An 18,111-nucleotide genomic window follows, 5' to 3' on the forward strand; every position below is an offset into this window, starting at 1 on the left:
GCGGTATCATCTTGCTATGCAGTCTTTTGACTCTCTCCTCCGTGAAGCAGAGATCGCCCACGGCCACCTCTGCGCCGGGCAGATTCTCGGGGTCAGATTGGCGATGCTTGGTTGCGAACGGCTCGGCATCGAAGATCCGAAGGGAGTCGATCGCAAGCGCTTGGTGACCTTCATCGAGATCGACCGTTGCGCCACCGACGCAATTGCTGTCGTCACGGGCTGCCGTCTTGGCAAGCGCGCCATTAAATTTCGCGACTGGGGGAAGATGGCCGCTACCTTCGTGGACCTCAACTCGCCTCTCACACCGCAAGACGACACACCCGTCTTTAAAGCCGTTCGTATTGCAGCGCTTGAATCGTCCAAACAGCGTGCTCGTGAACTCTTTCCGCATATCGAGAATAAAAATCAGCAGCAGATGCTTGCTTATCGCGAGCTTCCGAATGTTGACCTGTTCCATGAAGAGTGGGTTGCGGTCCCGATTCATCCTCGCGAAATGCCTGGCTACAAGTCGGCACGCATTACCTGCGCGCAGTGCGGCGAAGGCATTAACTATGATCGGGAGCACCTGCTCGGTGGACGAACACTTTGCCAAGGTTGTGCCTTCCCCGAGGCCCGCTACTATAGACCTTTCACAGAGAGGGAGTTTGGGACCAACAGCGAGGCCGGCGCGGAAACCTCTCCGCAACCGGCCTGCGAACATTGTTAGTTAGGAGCTAGCAGAGTCACGCGTTGATTACCAGCGTCCGCGATGGTCGTAGTGATAGCGTGCATATTCGTGGGCTCGTACCCACTCGGCATGACGACGCTCCTGCCCAAAGCGCTGTCGAGCGTAGTAGTCCGGTCCATAGTAGCCGTAGTAGCCCGGATAACCGACCCGAACGCCCACGGCAAGCTGCTGTGCGTCCGCCTTCGCCGGTACAGCCAACGCGACCGCACCTGCGAGTAAAGTAACCGTTACAGCCTTTGCAACCATCGCTTTTACGTTTGTAATCTTCATAACAACCTCCTGCCTACACCAAATGAAACACGCCTTCGTAACAGCGGTTGCGCGCAACTATCATGGTGATCCGGTGTCGCGGAAGCTCGAGTCGGAAGATTTGCATCTGTAAAAAAGGCAAGGTGTTCTAAATGCCGCAACCAGTCATCGCATTTCTTCGTCACTCTCTGACTTTGAAGGCCGCAATGGCCGCCTGCCTCGACGATCCCAAACCAGAAGCCGTTCACAAGCTTCGTTCCAGCACTCGCCGCCTGGAAGCCGTGCTCGAAGTATTGAATTCCTCTGCCGATCTGCCCACACTTCAGAAGAGATCCAAGGCCTTCAGGCGTTCGCTTCGGCAGATTCGCCGGACCTCCGGAGGAGTACGCGATCTGGATGTTCACCGTGAACTTCTCAGCTCTTACCAAGCAGTAAGCGGCGCGGCTGAGTTAGACCAGGAGTTGCAAGCGCTGAGAAAGAAGAAGGTGAAAAAGCTGCATCGGCAGATCCTCGCGGATGAAGATGAAATCCGCCTTACCCTCGACAGGCTCGAAGCAACTGTTGCGGGGCTCACCGATCTCAAGCTCAGCGGAGGAAATCTCGTCGACGCAGCGCGAAGCTGGCTAACCCCGGCGGTGCGTGGTCTTAATCCTCATGAGGATGAAGACCTCCACTCGATCCGCAAGGCCTGCAAGACGGCACGGTACATCGCAGAGATCGGCGGCGAATCCTCTAAAACCGCGGCGAAGTTTGCAAAGCGTATGGAGAACGTCCAGCAGACTACCGGAGCGTGGCACGATTGTCTGCTTTTGTTAAACCATGCCCATGCCAGCCTTCCGGGCAAAAGTCCTTTCACTGAAAGGCTTTACGTAAAGACAGGACTACTGCGGCGCCGGGCTGAGTCCAAAGCAGCTCATCTGCTGAGGGCCTGAGCGCGGATGGTGTACACTGAACCTCAACATGACGGTCTTCCGCCAATTCGCGACCCTGTACCTCATGCCCACTCGCTGTTGTTGTAGCTAGTCCCCCTGCGTAGTACCCCCTTTCTTCACAATTTAATGCCGTAGCTTACACATATTTTTGTGTGCACCACGTTTCTTCCAAGGAGATTTCTCCATGTCCATCCCTCGCACCCGTCTCTCTTTTTCCACTGATACGTGGGCAATTGTGTTGTCTCTTGCTCTCGCCGTCATCGTTCGCGTTGGCCTGCTCAAAACTGTTGGCTGGTAAGCATCGAAGTCCGCGCTCCCAACAAATTCTGCACTAAGGAGAACTTATGGCCGCCTCAGTCGATCTACCCGATCTTCGTACCGAGTACCCCCCGCACGCCCCGGGCCGCGTTCCCGCTGAGCGCTCCTCGCTCCTGGGCTTACTTCCGGGCATCGCACTTCTGGCGATCGTCGGGTACGCGGGCAAGTTTGTCGAGCACTTCATCAACACCTATGGGAAGGCTCATCACTACGTCCTTCCTAACATCGAATATGTCCTCTGGGCCATCCTCTTTGGCATACTGATCGCCAATACCGTCGGCCTTCCTCGAATCTTCCGGGCTGGCGTCGCTACCTACGAATTCTGGCTCAAGGCCGGAATCATCCTGCTTGGCGCACGTTTCATCCTTGGTGACATCCTCAAACTCGGCGGAATTTCGCTCGCCCTGGTCTTCGTAGCGTTCGCCTTCTCGCTGACCTTTATGACCTGGCTAGGTCGTACGTTCAAACTCGGTCCCCAACTCACCACGCTTCTGGCCGTTGGCTCCAGTGTCTGCGGTGTTTCTGCCATTATCGCCACTCAGGGCGTAATCGACGCGGACGAAGAGGACTCCTCCACCGCTATCGCTGCGATCCTGGCACTCGGTGCAATCTCGCTGTTCACCTTCCCGCTCATCGGTCACGCACTGCACATGAGCGACCGCGCGTATGGTCTTTGGGCTGGTCTCGCCGTCGACAACACCGCCGAAGCCACCGCTGCCGGAGCCCTCTATTCCGATGCTGCAGGCAAGTTCGCCGTGCTTGCTAAGACCTGCCGCAACGCTCTGATTGGCTTCGTCGTGCTGGCCTACGCGATCCAATGGGCACGCAAAGGTCTCGCGAGCCGTGCAGCCACAGCACAATTGGAGAACAAGGCGGCGTTTCTATGGAAGAAGTTCCCCAAGTTCGTGCTCGGTTTTCTCTTTATCTCCCTTCTTGCGACGCTCGGGTCGTCGACTAACCCACACGTAGCTGCGCTGGGCTTCTCGAAACCTCAGATAACGGCGCTTGGGAATCTAAGCCGTTGGGCCTTTCTGCTCACGTTCGCCGGTGTGGGACTGCGCACGAATCTGAAGGACCTCTTCAAACAAGGAGCCAGACCGTTCGTCGTCGGAGCTGTTGGCGAAGTCGCTATCGCTGCCATTACCCTGCTGCTGGTTCTCGGGGCCAATCACTTCTTCCACCTCTAGACCGACGCTTTTCTGGACTGTGAGCGGTCCGCTCGTAGAGTTACGAGCGAGCCGTGCCCTTCCATGAAGGCGGAAAGTTGTCACGTTTTGGTCACGCTCTCATCGGTATGCGTCAGGCTATGGTAGCCTCCTGCAAGGGGTTGCAGTATTCGAGTCGAGCAGCCCTGAACCGTTAACGATGCCTGTAATGCACCTAAAACCTGGTCGATTCCTGTTTTTCGCAGTATCCCTCCTGCTTCCAATCGGTCAGTTGTGCTACGCACAAAGTGCCTCGATGCAGCCCGTCTCATCGAACAAGGTTTCGGCAGACACCTCCGCGTCTCTGCCCGATGCACCGGAACCACAGGTCCCCACCGGATCTCCTTCAGGTCAGGCGGCAGACCCGTCAGACCGACCGGACGTCACCTTGGCTGGCACCCCGAAGCGGTTTTTACTCGACCAAAAGGCTATCTGGACCAGCCCGCTGCACCTGCGGCCGAGCGACGCAATCTGGCTGCTGCCGCTGGGCTCGGCAACGGGCTTGCTGATAGGCAGCGACCAACACACCATGAACTCGCTGATCCACATCAACGCGGACGACCGAAGCACGTTCAATACCCTGTCGGACGCTGGAGTTGTAGCACTTGGCGCGGTGCCTGCGAGCATGTACCTATGGAGTCTGTTCAACTACGCTCCGCAGGCCCGCGAGACCGGCCTGCTGGCTGGCGAAGCGGTGGCGGACAGCCTGACCGTGAGCGAAGTGGGGAAATTCATCTCCCGGCGTGACCGTCCACTCGTAAATGATGCCAAGGGAGACTTCTTCAGTTCGGGCCTCACCGACTCGTCATTTCCATCAAATCACGCGACCGCGGCATGGGCTCTGGCGGCAGTGATCGGAGATGAATATCCTGGCTGGATTACACGCACTGCGGTCTATGGGCTGGCGACCGGAGTGAGTGCAAGCCGTGTGCTTGCGGAACAACACTTCCCGTCGGATGTCCTGATCGGAAGCGTGACCGGATGGCTGATCGGGCACTACGTCTATCGGGCGCACCACAACTTTGGCCTGAACCCTTTCGATTCCGCGCCGATGCCAGGAGATTTCGGCGTGCCGCGGACCCACAAGGTATCGCAGGCAGGTGGGCCTTCTCAGCCAGTCCCTGTCGCCCACCACCCCCCACGGCTTTTTACGGAAGAGGATGATCCAGACACCATCGGATCAACGAATGTGCCAATGGACAGTTGGGTCTATCCTGCGCTTGAAAGACTGGCCGCGATGGGGTTCATTCCCGGCCAAAGCGTCTCGATCCGCCCATGGACCCGGCAGGAGTGCCTGCGACAGCTGAGAGTGGCAGAGGATCTGGCTGATCGGGAGGACTACAGCAGTCCAAGTCTACTCAAACAGGCCCGCTTGCTCATAGCCGATCTCCAAGTTGAATTCGAAACAGAGCCGACCTACTACGAGGTGGCGAGTCTTGAATCGGTCTACGGGCGATTTGGAACGATTGCGGGGCCAGCACTGTCAGACAGTTTCCATTTTGGCCAGACCTGGTGGAACGACTTCGGTCGCCCGCTTGGCCGTGGCAGTAGCGCGATTCTCGGGTATTCGGTGCGCGCCCGTTATGGGCGACTGTTCTTCTACGACCGTCAGGAGCTGCAGCACGGTCCCGGCAATCCGGCGGAATCAGAGGAGAGGAATCAACTGATCAACGAACTGGATCAGATACAGCCCGACTCCGATCCGCACATAGAGCCGATTCCTGAAAGGTCGGCCTATACTCGACAGCGCCCAATTGAACTCTATGGAGGGATCGCGTTCGCCGGCAATGAAGTTTCTTTCGGCAAACAAGAACTCTACTGGGGTCCGACGAATATCGGTCCGCTCGCCTTCTCCAGCAACGCAGAGCCGACCTACAACCTGCGCCTTGTATCTACCCGTCCCCACCCCTTCCCGTTCGTTCCATCCCTCGGGACTTACCGTTTCGATATCGTGCTCGGAAAGCTGTCCGGACACAGCTATCCAGCGCGTCCTTGGTACAACGGGCAAAAGATCGACTTAAACTTCGGGGACAACCTTGAAATGAGCTTCACACGCTGGTCGATCTTTTGGGGCGTCGGACACCCGATCACATTCCACACCTTCAAGGACAACGTCTTCAGCTACAACTCAACTGGAAGCGGGACGAGTGGTGGAGGGGGCAGCGCAGGGTACGGCGATCGACAGGATCCAGGTGACCGCAAGAGCAACTTCGACTTCAGCTATCGACTTCCATTCATGAGCCGGCTTGTCACACTGTATGCGGACGCATATTCCGACGACGACCCCAGCCCACTCGACGCTCCTCGCAGAGCCGCCTGGAGTCCGGGGATTTACTTTGCACGGTTGCCCTTCCTGCCCCACATGGATCTACGCGTGGAAGCCGTAAGCACCACTGGTCTCGCCACCGACTTCGGCGGCCAACACTTCTATATAAATAATCAATACTTGGACGGGAATACAAACAAAGGGTTTCTGATAGGCAATGCTGTGGGTCGCGACGGACGTGCAATCCAAGGCACTAGCAATTACTGGTTTTCTGCGCGGACAAAACTCGAATTTGGCTACCGCCAGAATAAGGGAGGTACGCTATTTCTACCCGGCGGCAGTACGATTACCGATGGTTTCGTTAACGGCTCGTACGCCTTCAATCGCCATTGGCAGGCACAGATCTTCACGCAGTACGAGCGTTTCCTCATCCCCTCTTACATGAGCGGCTCACAGCACAACACCAGCGGTTGGCTGCAGGTGACATGGACGCCAGAGTTGAATCTGCATCACTGAGGTCCCTTTTCCGGGTCTAAGCCCAGATGGGATGCGGACACTGTGACATGCGACTAGTTCCAGAATTGTCGATTCATACTTAATCTGCGCTTGGACTCAAGGCTCAATCGACTTTCAATTCTGCCCAGCCGATAACCCATCCACTTTGCCGCCGTACGGACCAACGCTGATGGGATGGCCCACCAATAACGTGGCCAGAGATAACGCAATTCGGATCGAACAAATCTACCGCCCTCCCCGCCCGCGCCGCCAAATTCACGAAGGATCCAGCTTTCCCGCTGGTGAAGCACCCCAATGTCGAAGTACCGTCGAAATTCCTGCTCCCAGGTATAGCTGTGTGAGTGATACACCATCGCCTCGGCCACATAGGCTATCTTCCATCCTGCCAAAAGCATTCTGGCAGCAGTGATCGTATCTTCTCCGAAGATGACGTCTCTCGGAAATCCTCCCACCGCCATGAGCGCAACGCGTCGATAAGCCGCAAATGAGTTCGAAATAAAGATGGTTTTAAATCCAAGCTTTTCTCGGCTAGCCAATGTGCGCATATCAGACTGGGCGGGATAGTTGTACAAGCGAGCATGAGCTTCACTTGGAGTCGCCCCACGACGAGGAAGCTGGCGTCCAAAAGCAGCGGCAACGGTTGGATCGATGAGGGCTTCGAGCAGCCGATTGATGTCGTCGGCCTCCGCCAACTCGACATCCTGAGTTAGGAATACAAGTATCTCTGCATCAGGCAGCAACTCGACCGCCAGTTGTCTTGTGCCGCCGTGATTGAACTCAGATCTTGCAATCACCTGAACTCGAAAACCAGCAGCAGTAGCCAGATTCGCCGTCTCATCAGTGGAAGAGGAATCAAGTATTAGCACCCGGTCCGCTGGAATACATCCTAAAAGCGGTGCTGTAAGACGAGACCAATCTTCGGCGGCATTCAGAGTAGGTACAACGACGAAAAAATTCACCGTTTAGAGCCTATCACTATCGAACAGGCTTCTGACGCGAGTTGTACTCCTCGATCTGGCTTGAAGATCGAGATGTTGAAGCACCATCTTCACCAGCTCTTTCCTAGAAGACAACAGTGGCCGCGGCTATCGCGATTCCAAACTGGCCGACGATCTGCGCAATATCAACGATCAACCGTATCGTATTGCCCTTTGTCAGATTCAGAGGAACAACAACCGTGTCGCCAGGATACAAATGCAATGAATCGAAGTTGTTTCCCCGCAAAGAAGAACTATATTGCTTGCTGATCACAGATCCACTCGCACGGATTACGTAGGCCCGGCTCTTATCCGCATCTCGATTCGTTCCACCAGCCAGTCTTATGTAACCCCCCAGCCGACGTTCCTGGTCGAACACGAATGAGTTCTGGTTGTAGACCGCTCCGTCCACGCTTACGGTAGATGGAACACGCGGAACGATGAAGCGATCTCCGTCTTCGAGCGGGAGGTCAGGTATCTGACTCAAGTCGTGACTGGCTGGCTTCAAATCCAATACGATTCGTCCTGTGGATCTCACTTGTCGCAAACTGGCGATGATGTTCTGATTTTGTGCCTGAGCTGCAGTTGCCGCGGCTGTGTCTGAAGCGCTGATAGCTCTCCCGGCGTTGTTGGTCGCGTTTGTGCTCACCTGAAGCGCGATCTCATCGACATACTGATTCAGACGCGCTTGCTGAACGCGACGTGTCGATTCGCGGGTGAACTCTGAACCATATAAATAAGCTTCCGAGGTAAACCCGCCGGCGCGTTCCACCAAGTGTCTGAGCGTTTCGCCTGGCTGAACACTGTACACACCCGAGGAGGCGAACTCTCCGTCCAACCGCACAAATCGAGTCTGCTGCTCTTGAGGAACACTAATGTCCGCCTTCGAGAAGACCGTAACCACGTCTCCGGGAAGCAGCTCCAGATCTTGCGTACTATCTCCCCCTAGAACAACCTTTCCAAGGTTGAAAGGAAGGAGTGATGTCGTCAGGGTCTCCTTGCTCTGACGCTCAACGACAGCGTAGCTCCAATCGATATCTGGCTCGCCCAATTTGACATTGTTCTTCGGCCGGAATTGGCCCGCCGAGGAGTTTTCCACGGTCGAGCCTAGACTGGCGCTTGCTGCGCTGATGCGATTTGAAGGCGGTTGTTGCGTACCTGGGAAGCCGTTTTGCGGCAACGTAGATGCAGATGTGTTGGAGTTGCTTCCCGTGTTAGCGTTTTGATTATTGGAACCATTTGCATTCGTTCCAGTTGCCGCATTTGCCGCTGCAGACGGGACGTACCGATCGTTGGAACCGCCCAACGCGGTTTGCGATGCAGGAATTTTCATGCAGTCAAGTCCGCCGTCAGTAGAAGCATCGGCGTCGCCGTTTGCATCTTGATCTGGCGTTCGATAGCTGCTTCCTTCTTCATTCCCGAAAGCCAATCCAATCAGATTCGGATTTCTGGTGGAAGAATATCTCCAGTTTGGGTTCAATCCCTCTTCTCCAACAGCAATTCCGTAACGCAAGTTGGGTATACCGTACGGCGTCAAAGGAAGGCATGTGGGGATATAGGTCAGCGTAGGTTGTCCGAGCTGACTTCGCTTGAGCCAATAATCACGCGTGATAAGCGCATCCTTGTCAGGCAGGAGATCGCGAACGCGCATTCCGGGTTTCCAGGTATAACGTCCAGGATTCGCTACATTGCCGCGTAGAGTCACTGCATCTCTGTACTGGCTGACCACTGCGTCTACTTCCAACAGGTCGCCATCCTGCATCACGGTGGCCCTTCCGCGTGCATCGAGGGATACCTCCGTCATGCTTCGCCTTCGGTGGTCGTCCACGCGCTCTAACCGAACTCTTTGTCTCGAAGCCACGTTTGATAGCCCCGCAGCAAGCTCGAGAGCGTCATCCATTGTCGTATCGCCCTGCGATTTCAGTTCATAAATTGCTGGTTTGTTGACACTGCCTGAGACAGCTATCTGCGGACCGGCGGGAGGGATGTAAATCACGTCACCGGGCAATAATTTCTCGTCCTTCGATTTATCACCACGCAGCAACAGGTCATACAGATCGAAATCGACAACTACCTTACCCTCGCGCTTTAACTGAATATGTCGGAGGCTCCCCTGCGGTGATGGGCCTCCTGTGGCGAAAAGTGCGTTGGTCAATGTGCTCAAGGAGCTGATCGTGTAACTACCTGGTCTTCGTGCCTGGCCAACCACAAACACCTGGATTGACCTAAGCTGCCCCAAATTCACACTAAGGTCAAAGTTTCTAAAAACCCTGCTAACCTGACTCTTCAGGAAGTCGTGCATCTGGTCAGATTTCACGCCGGCGACGTGAATCGAGCCTACCTGCGGTACGAAGATGCTTCCAGATCGATCGACTAAAAAGCGGCCGTTAAGCGTGACCTGGCCCCACATCTGGATGATCAATTCGTCCCCAGGACCGACGACATAATCTGGCGTAACCGGAACCAAATTGACAGGTGCAAACGTGGAAGGCAGATTCCGAAACAGGTTTACTCCATAAATCGGCAACATTTTGCCAATCGAATTGGCAACCAGAAGCTGAAATTCCGTTGGCGAGTCCAGAGGAAGACGAGTCAGTTGATTCTGGTTTTGTTGTTGATTCTGAAGATTATTTTGCGTATTGGTCTGGGTAGTGTCCTGCCCAGGCACAATAATCTGCGGCGTCGAGTTCTGCTGTTGCTGATTGCTCGAAGGATTGCGCGTCTGAAAACTGCCCGGGTCCGAAGATTGGCACGTCGGATCATTCGGGTCACAGGATGGCTGCTGTCCGAGTTGTCCTCCTCCCAGTCCCTGACCGAATTGATCCAACTGAGCCGATGACGTGAGCGTCCCGAACACAGTAAACAGAAACACAAATCCAAACCTGCATACTCTGGGGGAACTACCAAACTGCATCTGCTCTGATCCTCTTAACCTTATTTGCCTGTACTGTTCATCATACAATCAGCACCCGATAACTCGTTGAAATGAGTTATCGAACAGTTAACTCTGGCTGTCGCAACGAACGGTCTCGGTGACTTCTGCCTTCCCGATGCATCTGGCGCGATCTTCAATCGAACCTATCAGCGCATGTACTGACGAGCACCGCTTAGTGGCCCAACCTATTGCGCCTGCTGCTTTTCGACGGCCTGCCCGACGCGCAGCATAGTGGCTTCATCAAAGTGCTTGGCCATGATCTGCACACCTATCGGCAAGCCTTCCTTCGTTTGCCCACAGGGGACGGAGATACCGCAGATTCCCGCGAGACTGGCCGCCACCGAGTAAATGTCCTCTAAATACATCTGAACGGGATCGTCTGTCTTTTCGCCGAGTTTAAACGCCGGGGTCGGAGTTACCGGGGCCACCAGCACATCCACATCAGCGAATGCCGTCATAAAGTCCCGTGTCAGCAGAGTTCGAACCTGCTGCGCTTTGCGGTAGTAGGCATCATAGTAGCCCGCGCTGAGTGCATAGGTGCCCAGCAGGATCCGACGTTTCACTTCGGCGCCGAAACCCTGGTCTCGAGTCTTCCTAAACATCGCTGACAGCGTGTTTGCCTCTTCCGCCCTCAGCCCGAACCTGACCCCATCGAACCGCGAAAGGTTTGATGAAGCCTCAGCCGTAGCGATGACGTAGTAGGTAGGAATTGCGTATTTGGTGTGGGGTAAACTTACCGGCTTTACCACGCACCCCACCATCTTTAAACCATCAATTGTGGCATCAATTGCACGTCGAATCTCCGAATCTAGTCCCTCCCCAAAGTACTCCTCCGGCACGCCAATCCGTAGCCCCTCTACCGGATTCGCCAGCTCGCCGACATAGTCGTGAACCGGCCTGCTTGATGAAGTTGCGTCCATAACATCTTTACCTGCAATCACCTGGAGCACTCTCGCAGCATCTTTCACGGTCTTCGTCAACGGTCCCACTCGGTCCAAAGAGGAGGCGAATGCAATCAATCCATACCGGCTGACCCTTCCATAGGTCGGCAGGACGCCTACAACTCCGCAGAAGGCCGCTGGCTGTCGAATCGACCCACCGGTATCGGTACCCAGCGTCGCCGTGGCGAAATTAGCCGCAACGGCCGCCGCAGAACCACCGCTCGAGCCGCCCGGAACCCTGCCCAAGTCCCTTGGATTCAGCACGGGTCCATATGCGGAATTTTCATTCGACGACCCCATCGCAAACTCGTCGCAATTGAGTTTACCTAGAAGTGTCGCCCCAGCCGCTTCCAGCTTAGCGACTACGGTCGCATCATATGACGGTCGGTACCCTTTCAAGATCAGTGAACCCGCCGTCGCTGGAGCACCCTGCATTACCAGAACATCTTTGATCCCCACCGGCACCCCGGCCAGTGGCGGCAACACTTCGCCCTTCGCGGCCATCTCGTCAATCTTCCGAGCTTGCGTCAACGCTCGCACCCGACTTAGCGCCAGAAAACTATTGATCTTGCCATCCAGAGAGGCGATGCGGTCATAGTGCAGCTCTGCGAGCTCTGTCGCCGTCGTCTTCCCCGAAGCTATCGCCTCCCGCGCTAAATCGATTGTCAGATTTTGCAAATCCACTACCTTCTCACTCACCTTTCAATCACCTTCGGAACCTTAAAGAATCGCCCATCGGTCTCCGGAGCGGAGGACATCACTTCAGAGCGATCAAGCGACGGGCGTATTTCGTCCGTCCGCAAAGTCTCTCCTCGGCTGAGCAGGGTACCGTCCAACATCTCACCTACCTGCGCCATTGCAGGAACTCCAGCGGTATCCAGCTCATTCAACTGGTCGATGTGGCCAAGAATGGCGTTCAGGTCTCTCTGCATCTTCGGCTCTTCCTCCACGGTTAGCTCCAGATTCGCCAACTCCGCCACCCGCCGAACATCGTCCAGAGTTACTCCAACCTGTTCCTTCATCACTTGTAATTCCTCTTCCTCTCAAAGTGTATCTCGCTCACGGAAACCCCCGAAATACGAGCCAACTCTCGGGCAAGCAGATGACGCGTACTTATCATTTGGCGGAGCCACACGCCATCTTCTACCTCTACTCGCACTACACCGTTTTCAAATCCCACGACTTGTCCCCGCTCAGCCATTGCCTTGCCGCACGCCACCGGCCACGCCGCCGATAATCTGTCCTCCGCCTGCAGCGCTTGCAGGCTTCTCCCCAAGGAACCTCTCAACATGTCTCGCATTCCTTCTAAAGGCATCAGAAAAACTCCAATGAAGTTGTCACTGAGGAGATCACGGGCCTATGTTCTAAGGATTTTCGGTGCCATCCGGCTAGATGCCATTCGAACGCCACTCAGCTTGAATCTCGGCAGACCATGGAAGGGGTGTTTTGCCCTCGATGAAGAACTCGTGGACGCAAAGTCTAGAGACGGCCCTTAGACGAAGAAATCGCATCATGGTTCGTCAATGATGTCCATGCGATTTCTATGAACCGTCAGCCTAATAGGCTCCGTCCTGGTTCACAACTGACGCAAACGTCTTCGTCAGGATCCAAATATCTCGCATCAGGGACCATCTCTCGACGTATTCACAGTCGAGAGCGACACGTTTTTCGTAACTCAATGCACTGCGTCCCGATACCTGCCACAGACCAGTCAATCCGGGCTTGACCCTGCAGTAGCAGTCGAAGCATTCACCGTACTTCTCCACTTCTGCGGCTACAATCGGCCGTGGCCCCACAAGGCTCATCTGTCCAACGAGCACATTCCAAAGTTGCGGCAACTCGTCGAGACTGTATCGCCGAAGAAAAAGCCCCAGAGGAGTAATTCGTGGATCCATACGAAGTTTGTGGGTTCTGTTCCATTCCGCGCGGGCCTTTGGATTTCGCGCCAGATGCGCCTCCAGAACTTCAGCTGAGTTAATACACATCGTGCGAAACTTCCACATCGAGAAAAAAGAACCGCTCTTGCGAATCCGCCGATGCGAATAAAAAACGGGTCCTGGCGAACTCAGTTTTACCGTCGCCGCTACTATGCCCAACAATAGGAGAACGACGGGCATCGAAATCAGAACCAACACAACGTCGACACAGCGTTTGATAACCCGATATCGGAAAAACTGTGACGGAGTTTCATATGCTCGATGTGAGATCTCCAACGAGCGACCGACTGACTCCGGATACGAATAAGAACCTTCAATAGCCGCTGTCCGCGACTCGGGAGATTGATATTCAGCCTGCATTCGAATCCTGTATCTGTCCGACTCGTATGTTCGCATCTTCTGCATCACATCAGTCGGACTGGTTCCTGTTACATGCCTTGTGTCGCGGTACCTTCTCTAATCCGCTTCCGAAATTAATCCCCGGAGACGGCCGCGCTTCCAAATCACTTCCACCTGATTGCTCATGCTACCCGCCCAATGGACCTTACGATGGTCTCTCTGTTAAACCGGGTTGGACCAAGCCGACGACTGGGAATCAAAGCGCATTTGTGCAACTGCTTCATTCTACCCGACCGTATTCTGAAAGCGGAGCTTACGTTTATCAGATTCGCCTTTTATTCGTTCCACTTTGGGACGATCGGATCACGCCTGTTTTCATGTACGCTTTACGGCCACTACACTACACAAATGCAAGTTCTGGAAACACCTCTACGTGACGTTAAGCTAATTCAACCCCAACGGTTCGGAGATAGTCGCGGTTGGTTCGCAGAGGTATTCAATCAATCAACTTTTGCGGCTGCGGGATTATCCACGGACTTCGTACAAGACAACCAGTCTTTTTCGGTAAAAGGAGTGCTTCGTGGCCTTCATTATCAACTCGGAAAACCCCAGGGCAAGCTTGTCCGTGTTCTCTCCGGTCATATCTGGGACGTCGCGGTCGATCTGCGGCGCGAATCTCCCGACTTCGGCAAGTGGGCTGGATTTGACCTAAAAGCCGAAACCTCGGCCGAACATCTTCAGCTGCTCTGGATTCCCGAAGGGTTTGCGCATGGCTTTCTTGTTCTCTCAGACACCGCAGAGGTCCTCTACAAGACCACGAACATCTATCATCCGCAGGGAGAGCGCTCCATTCTCTGGAGCGACCCCACCCTAGCCATTGATTGGCCTCTGGGAGCGCTTAATGGTATCTCACCCTCTGTCAGCCCTAAGGATGCTTTGGGCAAGCACTTCCTCGAAGCCGAATTCCCGCCAGTTGAGGTACCCCATTTGGTTTAGAAATTTCCGTCGCGGGACACAGGTAGACTCTCCGGGAGAGAATCATGGTTCGACAGGTTTGGATCGCGCCGCAGTGCAGCTTTGAGCGAGGTTGACGTTTACCCCTGGTTGACGTTTACCCCTGTGCGAGCAGCCACCGTTCTACTTCGGCCAAGGAATCCACCTTCAGATGTTCGCCATCACACCCGGCGGTTTCAGTTCCACAGACCAAAAAGGCTTGGCGCAATCCAGCCGCATTCGCAGCCGCTACATCCGAGCACCGATCCCCAACCATCACACTTTCGCTAAGCTCTACCCCAAATTCAGCAACTCCTCGTCGCAGCATCCCAGTGCCAGGCTTCCGATCCTCGTGTTCGCGTTTGTACACCCCTACCCCGTGCACGGGATGGCAGGGGCAAAAATAGACGGCATCGAGCTCAACGCTTTGCGCACGGAGTTCTGCTCGCATGAAAGTCATCAGCGCGTGGAAATCGGCCTCCGAATAATAGCCACGCGCGATTCCCGCCTGATTCGTAACAACGATCAGCCGATATCCAAGCCCCACCGCGGTCCTACAAAGCGAAAAGATTCCATCGACAAACCGCACTTCCTCGGCTCGATGAAGATATCCCACCTCTTCATTTACTACTCCGTCCCGATCGAGGAATAACGCTCGCTGCTTCATAACTCTGACAGTACCTCGCGCAACGAGTACCGCCAATCCATCATGGTCCACCCAAATCGTTCCATCAGCTTGCTGCAATTCAACCGTGAGTTTAATGGCCGCTTCGCGGAGGTCGGATATTGAGCGGTCTGTATCGCTTCGACCGTCGCAAGTCGCGCTCCGGGCGTGCTCTCGTGTTGCAGTTGAACCGCTTCCGCAGCAAATCCAAACCAGGTAGTCTCTCCGCTGCCAGCTGCATGGTAGATCCCACTTGAATCCGAAAGCACGGCCTTCAGTCCTTTATCTCGTGCCGCTGCCTCACAATCTTGAATTACCTGCGCAGTCATTCTTGCCAAGTCACGGCTCCAGGTCGGTGCACCGTGCTGATCGGCTACTATCTTCAGGGTCTCGCGTTCCCGCGCCAGTTTTAGAATCGTCAACAGAAAATTCTTCCCTGTTGCACCGTAGACCCAACTTGTGCGGAAAATCATGTGCCCTGCGCCGCTCTCAGCAAGCGCCTTCTCGCCCGCGAGTTTGCTCGCGCCGTAGACGCTCACCGGTCCAACCGTATCAATCTCGGTGTAGGGTTCGTTCCCAGAACCATCAAAAACATAGTCCGTAGAGAAGTGGATGACGCCAGCACCAAGGGCATGCGCCTCTTCTCCTATTGTCTTAACAGCGTCAGCATTAATCGCATAAGCCAGCTGTGGCTCACTCTCTGCTTTATCAACCGCTGTATAAGCAGCGGGATTCACGATCCACCTCGGCCGTATTGCGCGAATCGTCTCCCGAATCGAGTCCGAATTCGCAAGATTCATCGTTACGCGTTCCGGAGCGACCACGTCCCCCACCAATCTCAGAGTTTTCGATAACTCGCCCCCAACCTGGCCCGTAGCCCCCGTCAGCAGGATCTTCTCCCCCAACGGCAACTTCCCAACCATCATCAGTACACCGTCTCTTCCAGCACCCGCAGTAGGTATTGTCCATAGGTGCCTTTTGCGATCTTCGATGCCAGTGCTCGTAGCTGATCAGCATTGATGTAACCGAGTCGGTAAACAATCTCCTCGGGACAAGCGACCTTCAGGCCCTGCCGCTTCTCAATCGTATGGATAAATGTCGCCGCCTCGAGCAGCGAATCGTGTGTCCCGGTGTCGAGCCACGCGATTCCCCGTCCCAGTACCTGCGTCCGCAATTGCCCATGTTCCAGATACCAACGATTCACATCGGTGATCTCAAGTTCACCACGCTGCGATGGCTTTAGACCCTCCGCAATGCCGACAACCTGCGCGTCATAAAAGTAGATTCCCGTTACTGCATAGCGTGACTTTGGCTTCAGCGGCTTCTCTTCAATCGAGATCGCACGACGGTGTTCGTCGAACTCCACGACCCCGTATCGCTCTGGATCAAGGACAGGATAAGCAAAGACCGTCGCTCCCGCACCACCTTCGGCAGCCTCCCGTAAGGTCTTCGCAAAATCATGCCCGTAGAAGATATTGTCCCCAAGCACTAGGCAACAACCCTCTCCCGCGAGAAAATCCTTCCCAATCAAAAACGCCTGTGCCAGACCGCCAGGAGACGGTTGTACGGCATACTTCAGAGCAATGCCCCATTGTTCACCAGTCCCAAGCAGTTGCTCGAACCGCGGCGTGTCCTCTGGCGTCGAAATTACCAAGATCTCGCGAACACCAGCCAACAATAATGCCGAAAGCGGGTAGTAGATCATTGGTTTGTCGTAAACCGGAAGCAGTTGTTTCGAAATCACCTGTGTCACGGGATGAAGCCTGGTCCCCGAGCCCCCGGCGAGAATAATTCCCTTCATCGAACCCTCTCGGTGGCTGCAACTTTTTCTCCGCGCCCGGAGTAATTCTGGGTCATCCACTGGTGATACGCTCCGCTAGTCACGTTCTCCACCCACGGTGCGTTCCTCAGGTACCACTCCACCGTCTTCCTCAATCCGGTCTCGAAGCTCTCCTGCGCTCGCCATCCGAGTTCTGACTCGAGCTTGCGGGCGTCGATCGCATATCGGCGGTCATGTCCGGGCCGGTCTGTCACATATTTCACCAATTGCACGTGCGGTTTGAACTTTGACTCAGGGACCAATTCGTCCAGTAGCACACAAACCGTCTTCACCACCTCGAGATTGCTCCGTTGGTTGCCTCCGCCGACGTTGTAGGTCTCACCCACACGTCCCCGCTCGAGGACTGTGCGCAGCGCGCTCGCATGGTCTCCGACATAGAGCCAGTCTCTTACCTGTTGTCCGTCTCCGTACACCGGCAGCGACTTGCCTTGGAGGGCATTCGCAATCATCAGCGGGATCAGCTTTTCCGGGAATTGATAGGGTCCATAGTTGTTGGAGCAGTTAGTAATGATGGCAGGCAGACCGTACGTATGCACCCAGGCTCTCACTAGATGGTCTGATGCTGCCTTCGATGCCGCGTAAGGGCTATTGGGAGCATAGGGCGTCTCCTCATGGAAAGCCGGGGCCTCCGGCGTCAATGTGCCATACACCTCATCGGTCGATACATGGAGAAACCGAAACATTCCCTGATCTGCGCTTGTCAGACTGCCGTAGTATGCGCGTGCAGCCTGCAGCAACGTAAACGTGCCATCTATATTGGTTCGCAGAAACGCTTCAGGTCCTACAATCGAACGGTCGACGTGGCTTTCCGCGGCGAAGTGTACGACGGCCCGTGGTTTGTATTTCTCCAGAAGACTGGCAACCAATTCCGCATCGCAGATATCGCCCTGCACAAACGCATACGCCGCACTGTGCTCAACAGAGGCTAGATTCTCTGGATTCCCCGCATAGGTCAACTTATCGAGATTGACTATGGACCCACGACCGGCAGCCAGCCAATCCAGCACGAAGTTGCTTCCTATAAATCCAGCTCCGCCAGTCACTAGAATGGAGTCGCTGCATGTAATTTCTTCTGTCGTGCCCGCTAATCTCATGTTACTGCCGGTTCCTCCGCGAGTTGCTTCCAATCCTTAATATATAGGCCAAATACACCCGCGTTCACGCTGGGCATCGGAAACGGCGCCCTCTGAAGACTCTTGCAGCTTACGTGTCTGCCGTCCAATCTAAACTTCACGAGGAAGCAGGCAACTACAATCGCCATCCCTTCTCTCC

The 18,111-nt window shown here is 55.0% G+C and carries 16 protein-coding genes; 5 read left to right on the forward strand and 11 right to left on the reverse strand.

The annotated features are described in order from the left end of the window. The first annotated feature begins 16 nt into the window (after positions 1 to 16). The gene (locus HDF14_RS02025) at positions 17 to 706 is read left to right on the forward strand and encodes an FmdE family protein (RefSeq protein ID WP_183973028.1); all 690 of its coding nucleotides are present in this window, start codon (positions 17 to 19) and stop codon (positions 704 to 706) included. A gap of 27 nt (positions 707 to 733) precedes the next feature. On the opposite strand, the gene HDF14_RS02030 is transcribed toward HDF14_RS02025, so the two are convergent. Further along, complete coding sequence (locus HDF14_RS02030; RefSeq protein WP_183973030.1) at positions 734 to 997, reverse strand: hypothetical protein; 264 nt, start codon at positions 995 to 997, stop codon at positions 734 to 736. 131 nt (positions 998 to 1,128) lie between these two features. Between HDF14_RS02030 and HDF14_RS02035 the strand changes: the two genes are divergently transcribed. From HDF14_RS02035 to HDF14_RS02045, 3 genes are all read left to right on the forward strand, one after another. Continuing rightward, positions 1,129 to 1,908, forward strand: coding sequence for a CHAD domain-containing protein (locus tag HDF14_RS02035; RefSeq protein ID WP_183973032.1), 780 nt, complete (start codon positions 1,129 to 1,131; stop codon positions 1,906 to 1,908). A 344-nt stretch (positions 1,909 to 2,252) separates the two neighbouring features. Beyond that, a complete protein-coding gene (locus HDF14_RS02040; RefSeq protein WP_183973034.1) occupies positions 2,253 to 3,413 on the forward strand; it encodes a YeiH family protein in 1,161 nt (386 codons plus the stop codon). A 274-nt stretch (positions 3,414 to 3,687) separates the two neighbouring features. Then, the gene (locus HDF14_RS02045) at positions 3,688 to 6,213 is read left to right on the forward strand and encodes a capsule assembly Wzi family protein (protein WP_183973036.1); all 2,526 of its coding nucleotides are present in this window, start codon (positions 3,688 to 3,690) and stop codon (positions 6,211 to 6,213) included. A gap of 53 nt (positions 6,214 to 6,266) precedes the next feature. On the opposite strand, the gene HDF14_RS02050 is transcribed toward HDF14_RS02045, so the two are convergent. The 6 genes from HDF14_RS02050 to HDF14_RS02075 form a co-directional block, all read right to left on the reverse strand. After that, the gene (locus HDF14_RS02050; RefSeq protein ID WP_183973038.1) at positions 6,267 to 7,172 is read right to left on the reverse strand and encodes a glycosyltransferase family 2 protein; all 906 of its coding nucleotides are present in this window, start codon (positions 7,170 to 7,172) and stop codon (positions 6,267 to 6,269) included. A 103-nt stretch (positions 7,173 to 7,275) separates the two neighbouring features. Next, positions 7,276 to 10,104, reverse strand: a complete 2,829-nt coding sequence (locus HDF14_RS02055; RefSeq protein ID WP_183973040.1) for an SLBB domain-containing protein — start codon at positions 10,102 to 10,104, stop codon at positions 7,276 to 7,278. A gap of 206 nt (positions 10,105 to 10,310) precedes the next feature. Beyond that, complete coding sequence (gene gatA / locus HDF14_RS02060) at positions 10,311 to 11,750, reverse strand: Asp-tRNA(Asn)/Glu-tRNA(Gln) amidotransferase subunit GatA (RefSeq protein WP_183973674.1); 1,440 nt, start codon at positions 11,748 to 11,750, stop codon at positions 10,311 to 10,313. A gap of 11 nt (positions 11,751 to 11,761) precedes the next feature. Continuing rightward, positions 11,762 to 12,088, reverse strand: coding sequence for an Asp-tRNA(Asn)/Glu-tRNA(Gln) amidotransferase subunit GatC (gene gatC, locus HDF14_RS02065; protein ID WP_183973042.1), 327 nt, complete (start codon positions 12,086 to 12,088; stop codon positions 11,762 to 11,764). Next, positions 12,088 to 12,381 carry a DciA family protein gene (locus HDF14_RS02070; protein WP_183973044.1) on the reverse strand — a complete coding sequence of 98 codons (294 nt, stop codon included), beginning with the start codon at positions 12,379 to 12,381 and terminating at the stop codon, positions 12,088 to 12,090. Before HDF14_RS02070 ends, gatC begins: the two co-directional genes overlap by 1 nt. 241 nt (positions 12,382 to 12,622) lie before the next feature. Then, positions 12,623 to 13,408: a sugar transferase gene (locus HDF14_RS02075; RefSeq protein WP_313899479.1), complete on the reverse strand. Its 786-nt coding sequence runs from the start codon at positions 13,406 to 13,408 to the stop codon at positions 12,623 to 12,625. 342 nt (positions 13,409 to 13,750) lie between these two features. Between HDF14_RS02075 and rfbC the strand changes: the two genes are divergently transcribed. Further along, a complete protein-coding gene (gene rfbC / locus HDF14_RS02080; RefSeq protein ID WP_183973048.1) occupies positions 13,751 to 14,338 on the forward strand; it encodes a dTDP-4-dehydrorhamnose 3,5-epimerase in 588 nt (195 codons plus the stop codon). Between the two features lie 115 nt (positions 14,339 to 14,453). Here rfbC and HDF14_RS02085 read toward each other — a convergent pair whose 3' ends face one another. Genes HDF14_RS02085 through rfbB form a run of 4 tightly spaced genes read right to left on the reverse strand, consistent with a single transcriptional unit; the run spans position 14,454 to position 17,933 of the window. Further along, positions 14,454 to 15,002: a D-glycero-alpha-D-manno-heptose-1,7-bisphosphate 7-phosphatase gene (locus HDF14_RS02085; RefSeq protein WP_183973050.1), complete on the reverse strand. Its 549-nt coding sequence runs from the start codon at positions 15,000 to 15,002 to the stop codon at positions 14,454 to 14,456. Continuing rightward, positions 14,999 to 15,925, reverse strand: a complete 927-nt coding sequence (rfbD, locus tag HDF14_RS02090) for a dTDP-4-dehydrorhamnose reductase (protein ID WP_260697956.1) — start codon at positions 15,923 to 15,925, stop codon at positions 14,999 to 15,001. The genes HDF14_RS02085 and rfbD overlap by 4 nt, the downstream gene beginning before the upstream one ends. Then, the gene (rfbA, locus tag HDF14_RS02095; RefSeq protein ID WP_183973052.1) at positions 15,925 to 16,800 is read right to left on the reverse strand and encodes a glucose-1-phosphate thymidylyltransferase RfbA; all 876 of its coding nucleotides are present in this window, start codon (positions 16,798 to 16,800) and stop codon (positions 15,925 to 15,927) included. Before rfbA ends, rfbD begins: the two co-directional genes overlap by 1 nt. Further along, on the reverse strand, positions 16,797 to 17,933 hold the full coding sequence (gene rfbB / locus HDF14_RS02100) for a dTDP-glucose 4,6-dehydratase (protein WP_183973054.1): 1,137 nt from the start codon (positions 17,931 to 17,933) through the stop codon (positions 16,797 to 16,799). Before rfbB ends, rfbA begins: the two co-directional genes overlap by 4 nt. Between the last annotated feature and the right edge of the window lie 178 nt (positions 17,934 to 18,111).

The organism is Tunturiibacter gelidiferens, assembly GCF_014201335.1.
In the GTDB taxonomy this organism is placed as follows: Bacteria; Acidobacteriota; Terriglobia; order Terriglobales; family Acidobacteriaceae; genus Edaphobacter; species Edaphobacter lichenicola_E.

What these genes read in the sequence shown, in the direction of transcription:
- HDF14_RS02030 (WP_183973030.1), bottom strand. Translation starts at nt 997, where the DNA reads ATGAAGATTACAAACGTAAAAGCGATGGTTGCAAAGGCTGTAACGGTT.
- HDF14_RS02055 (WP_183973040.1), bottom strand. Translation starts at nt 10,104, where the DNA reads ATGCAGTTTGGTAGTTCCCCCAGAGTATGCAGGTTTGGATTTGTGTTT.
- rfbA (WP_183973052.1), bottom strand. Translation starts at nt 16,800, where the DNA reads ATGAAGGGAATTATTCTCGCCGGGGGCTCGGGGACCAGGCTTCATCCC.
- rfbD (WP_260697956.1), bottom strand. Translation starts at nt 15,925, where the DNA reads ATGATGGTTGGGAAGTTGCCGTTGGGGGAGAAGATCCTGCTGACGGGG.
- HDF14_RS02035 (WP_183973032.1), top strand. Translation starts at nt 1,129, where the DNA reads ATGCCGCAACCAGTCATCGCATTTCTTCGTCACTCTCTGACTTTGAAG.
- HDF14_RS02040 (WP_183973034.1), top strand. Translation starts at nt 2,253, where the DNA reads ATGGCCGCCTCAGTCGATCTACCCGATCTTCGTACCGAGTACCCCCCG.
- HDF14_RS02025 (WP_183973028.1), top strand. Translation starts at nt 17, where the DNA reads ATGCAGTCTTTTGACTCTCTCCTCCGTGAAGCAGAGATCGCCCACGGC.
- HDF14_RS02085 (WP_183973050.1), bottom strand. Translation starts at nt 15,002, where the DNA reads ATGAAGCAGCGAGCGTTATTCCTCGATCGGGACGGAGTAGTAAATGAA.
- HDF14_RS02070 (WP_183973044.1), bottom strand. Translation starts at nt 12,381, where the DNA reads ATGCCTTTAGAAGGAATGCGAGACATGTTGAGAGGTTCCTTGGGGAGA.
- HDF14_RS02045 (WP_183973036.1), top strand. Translation starts at nt 3,688, where the DNA reads ATGCAGCCCGTCTCATCGAACAAGGTTTCGGCAGACACCTCCGCGTCT.
- rfbC (WP_183973048.1), top strand. Translation starts at nt 13,751, where the DNA reads ATGCAAGTTCTGGAAACACCTCTACGTGACGTTAAGCTAATTCAACCC.
- rfbB (WP_183973054.1), bottom strand. Translation starts at nt 17,933, where the DNA reads ATGAGATTAGCGGGCACGACAGAAGAAATTACATGCAGCGACTCCATT.
- gatC (WP_183973042.1), bottom strand. Translation starts at nt 12,088, where the DNA reads ATGAAGGAACAGGTTGGAGTAACTCTGGACGATGTTCGGCGGGTGGCG.
- HDF14_RS02075 (WP_313899479.1), bottom strand. Translation starts at nt 13,408, where the DNA reads ATGCAGAAGATGCGAACATACGAGTCGGACAGATACAGGATTCGAATG.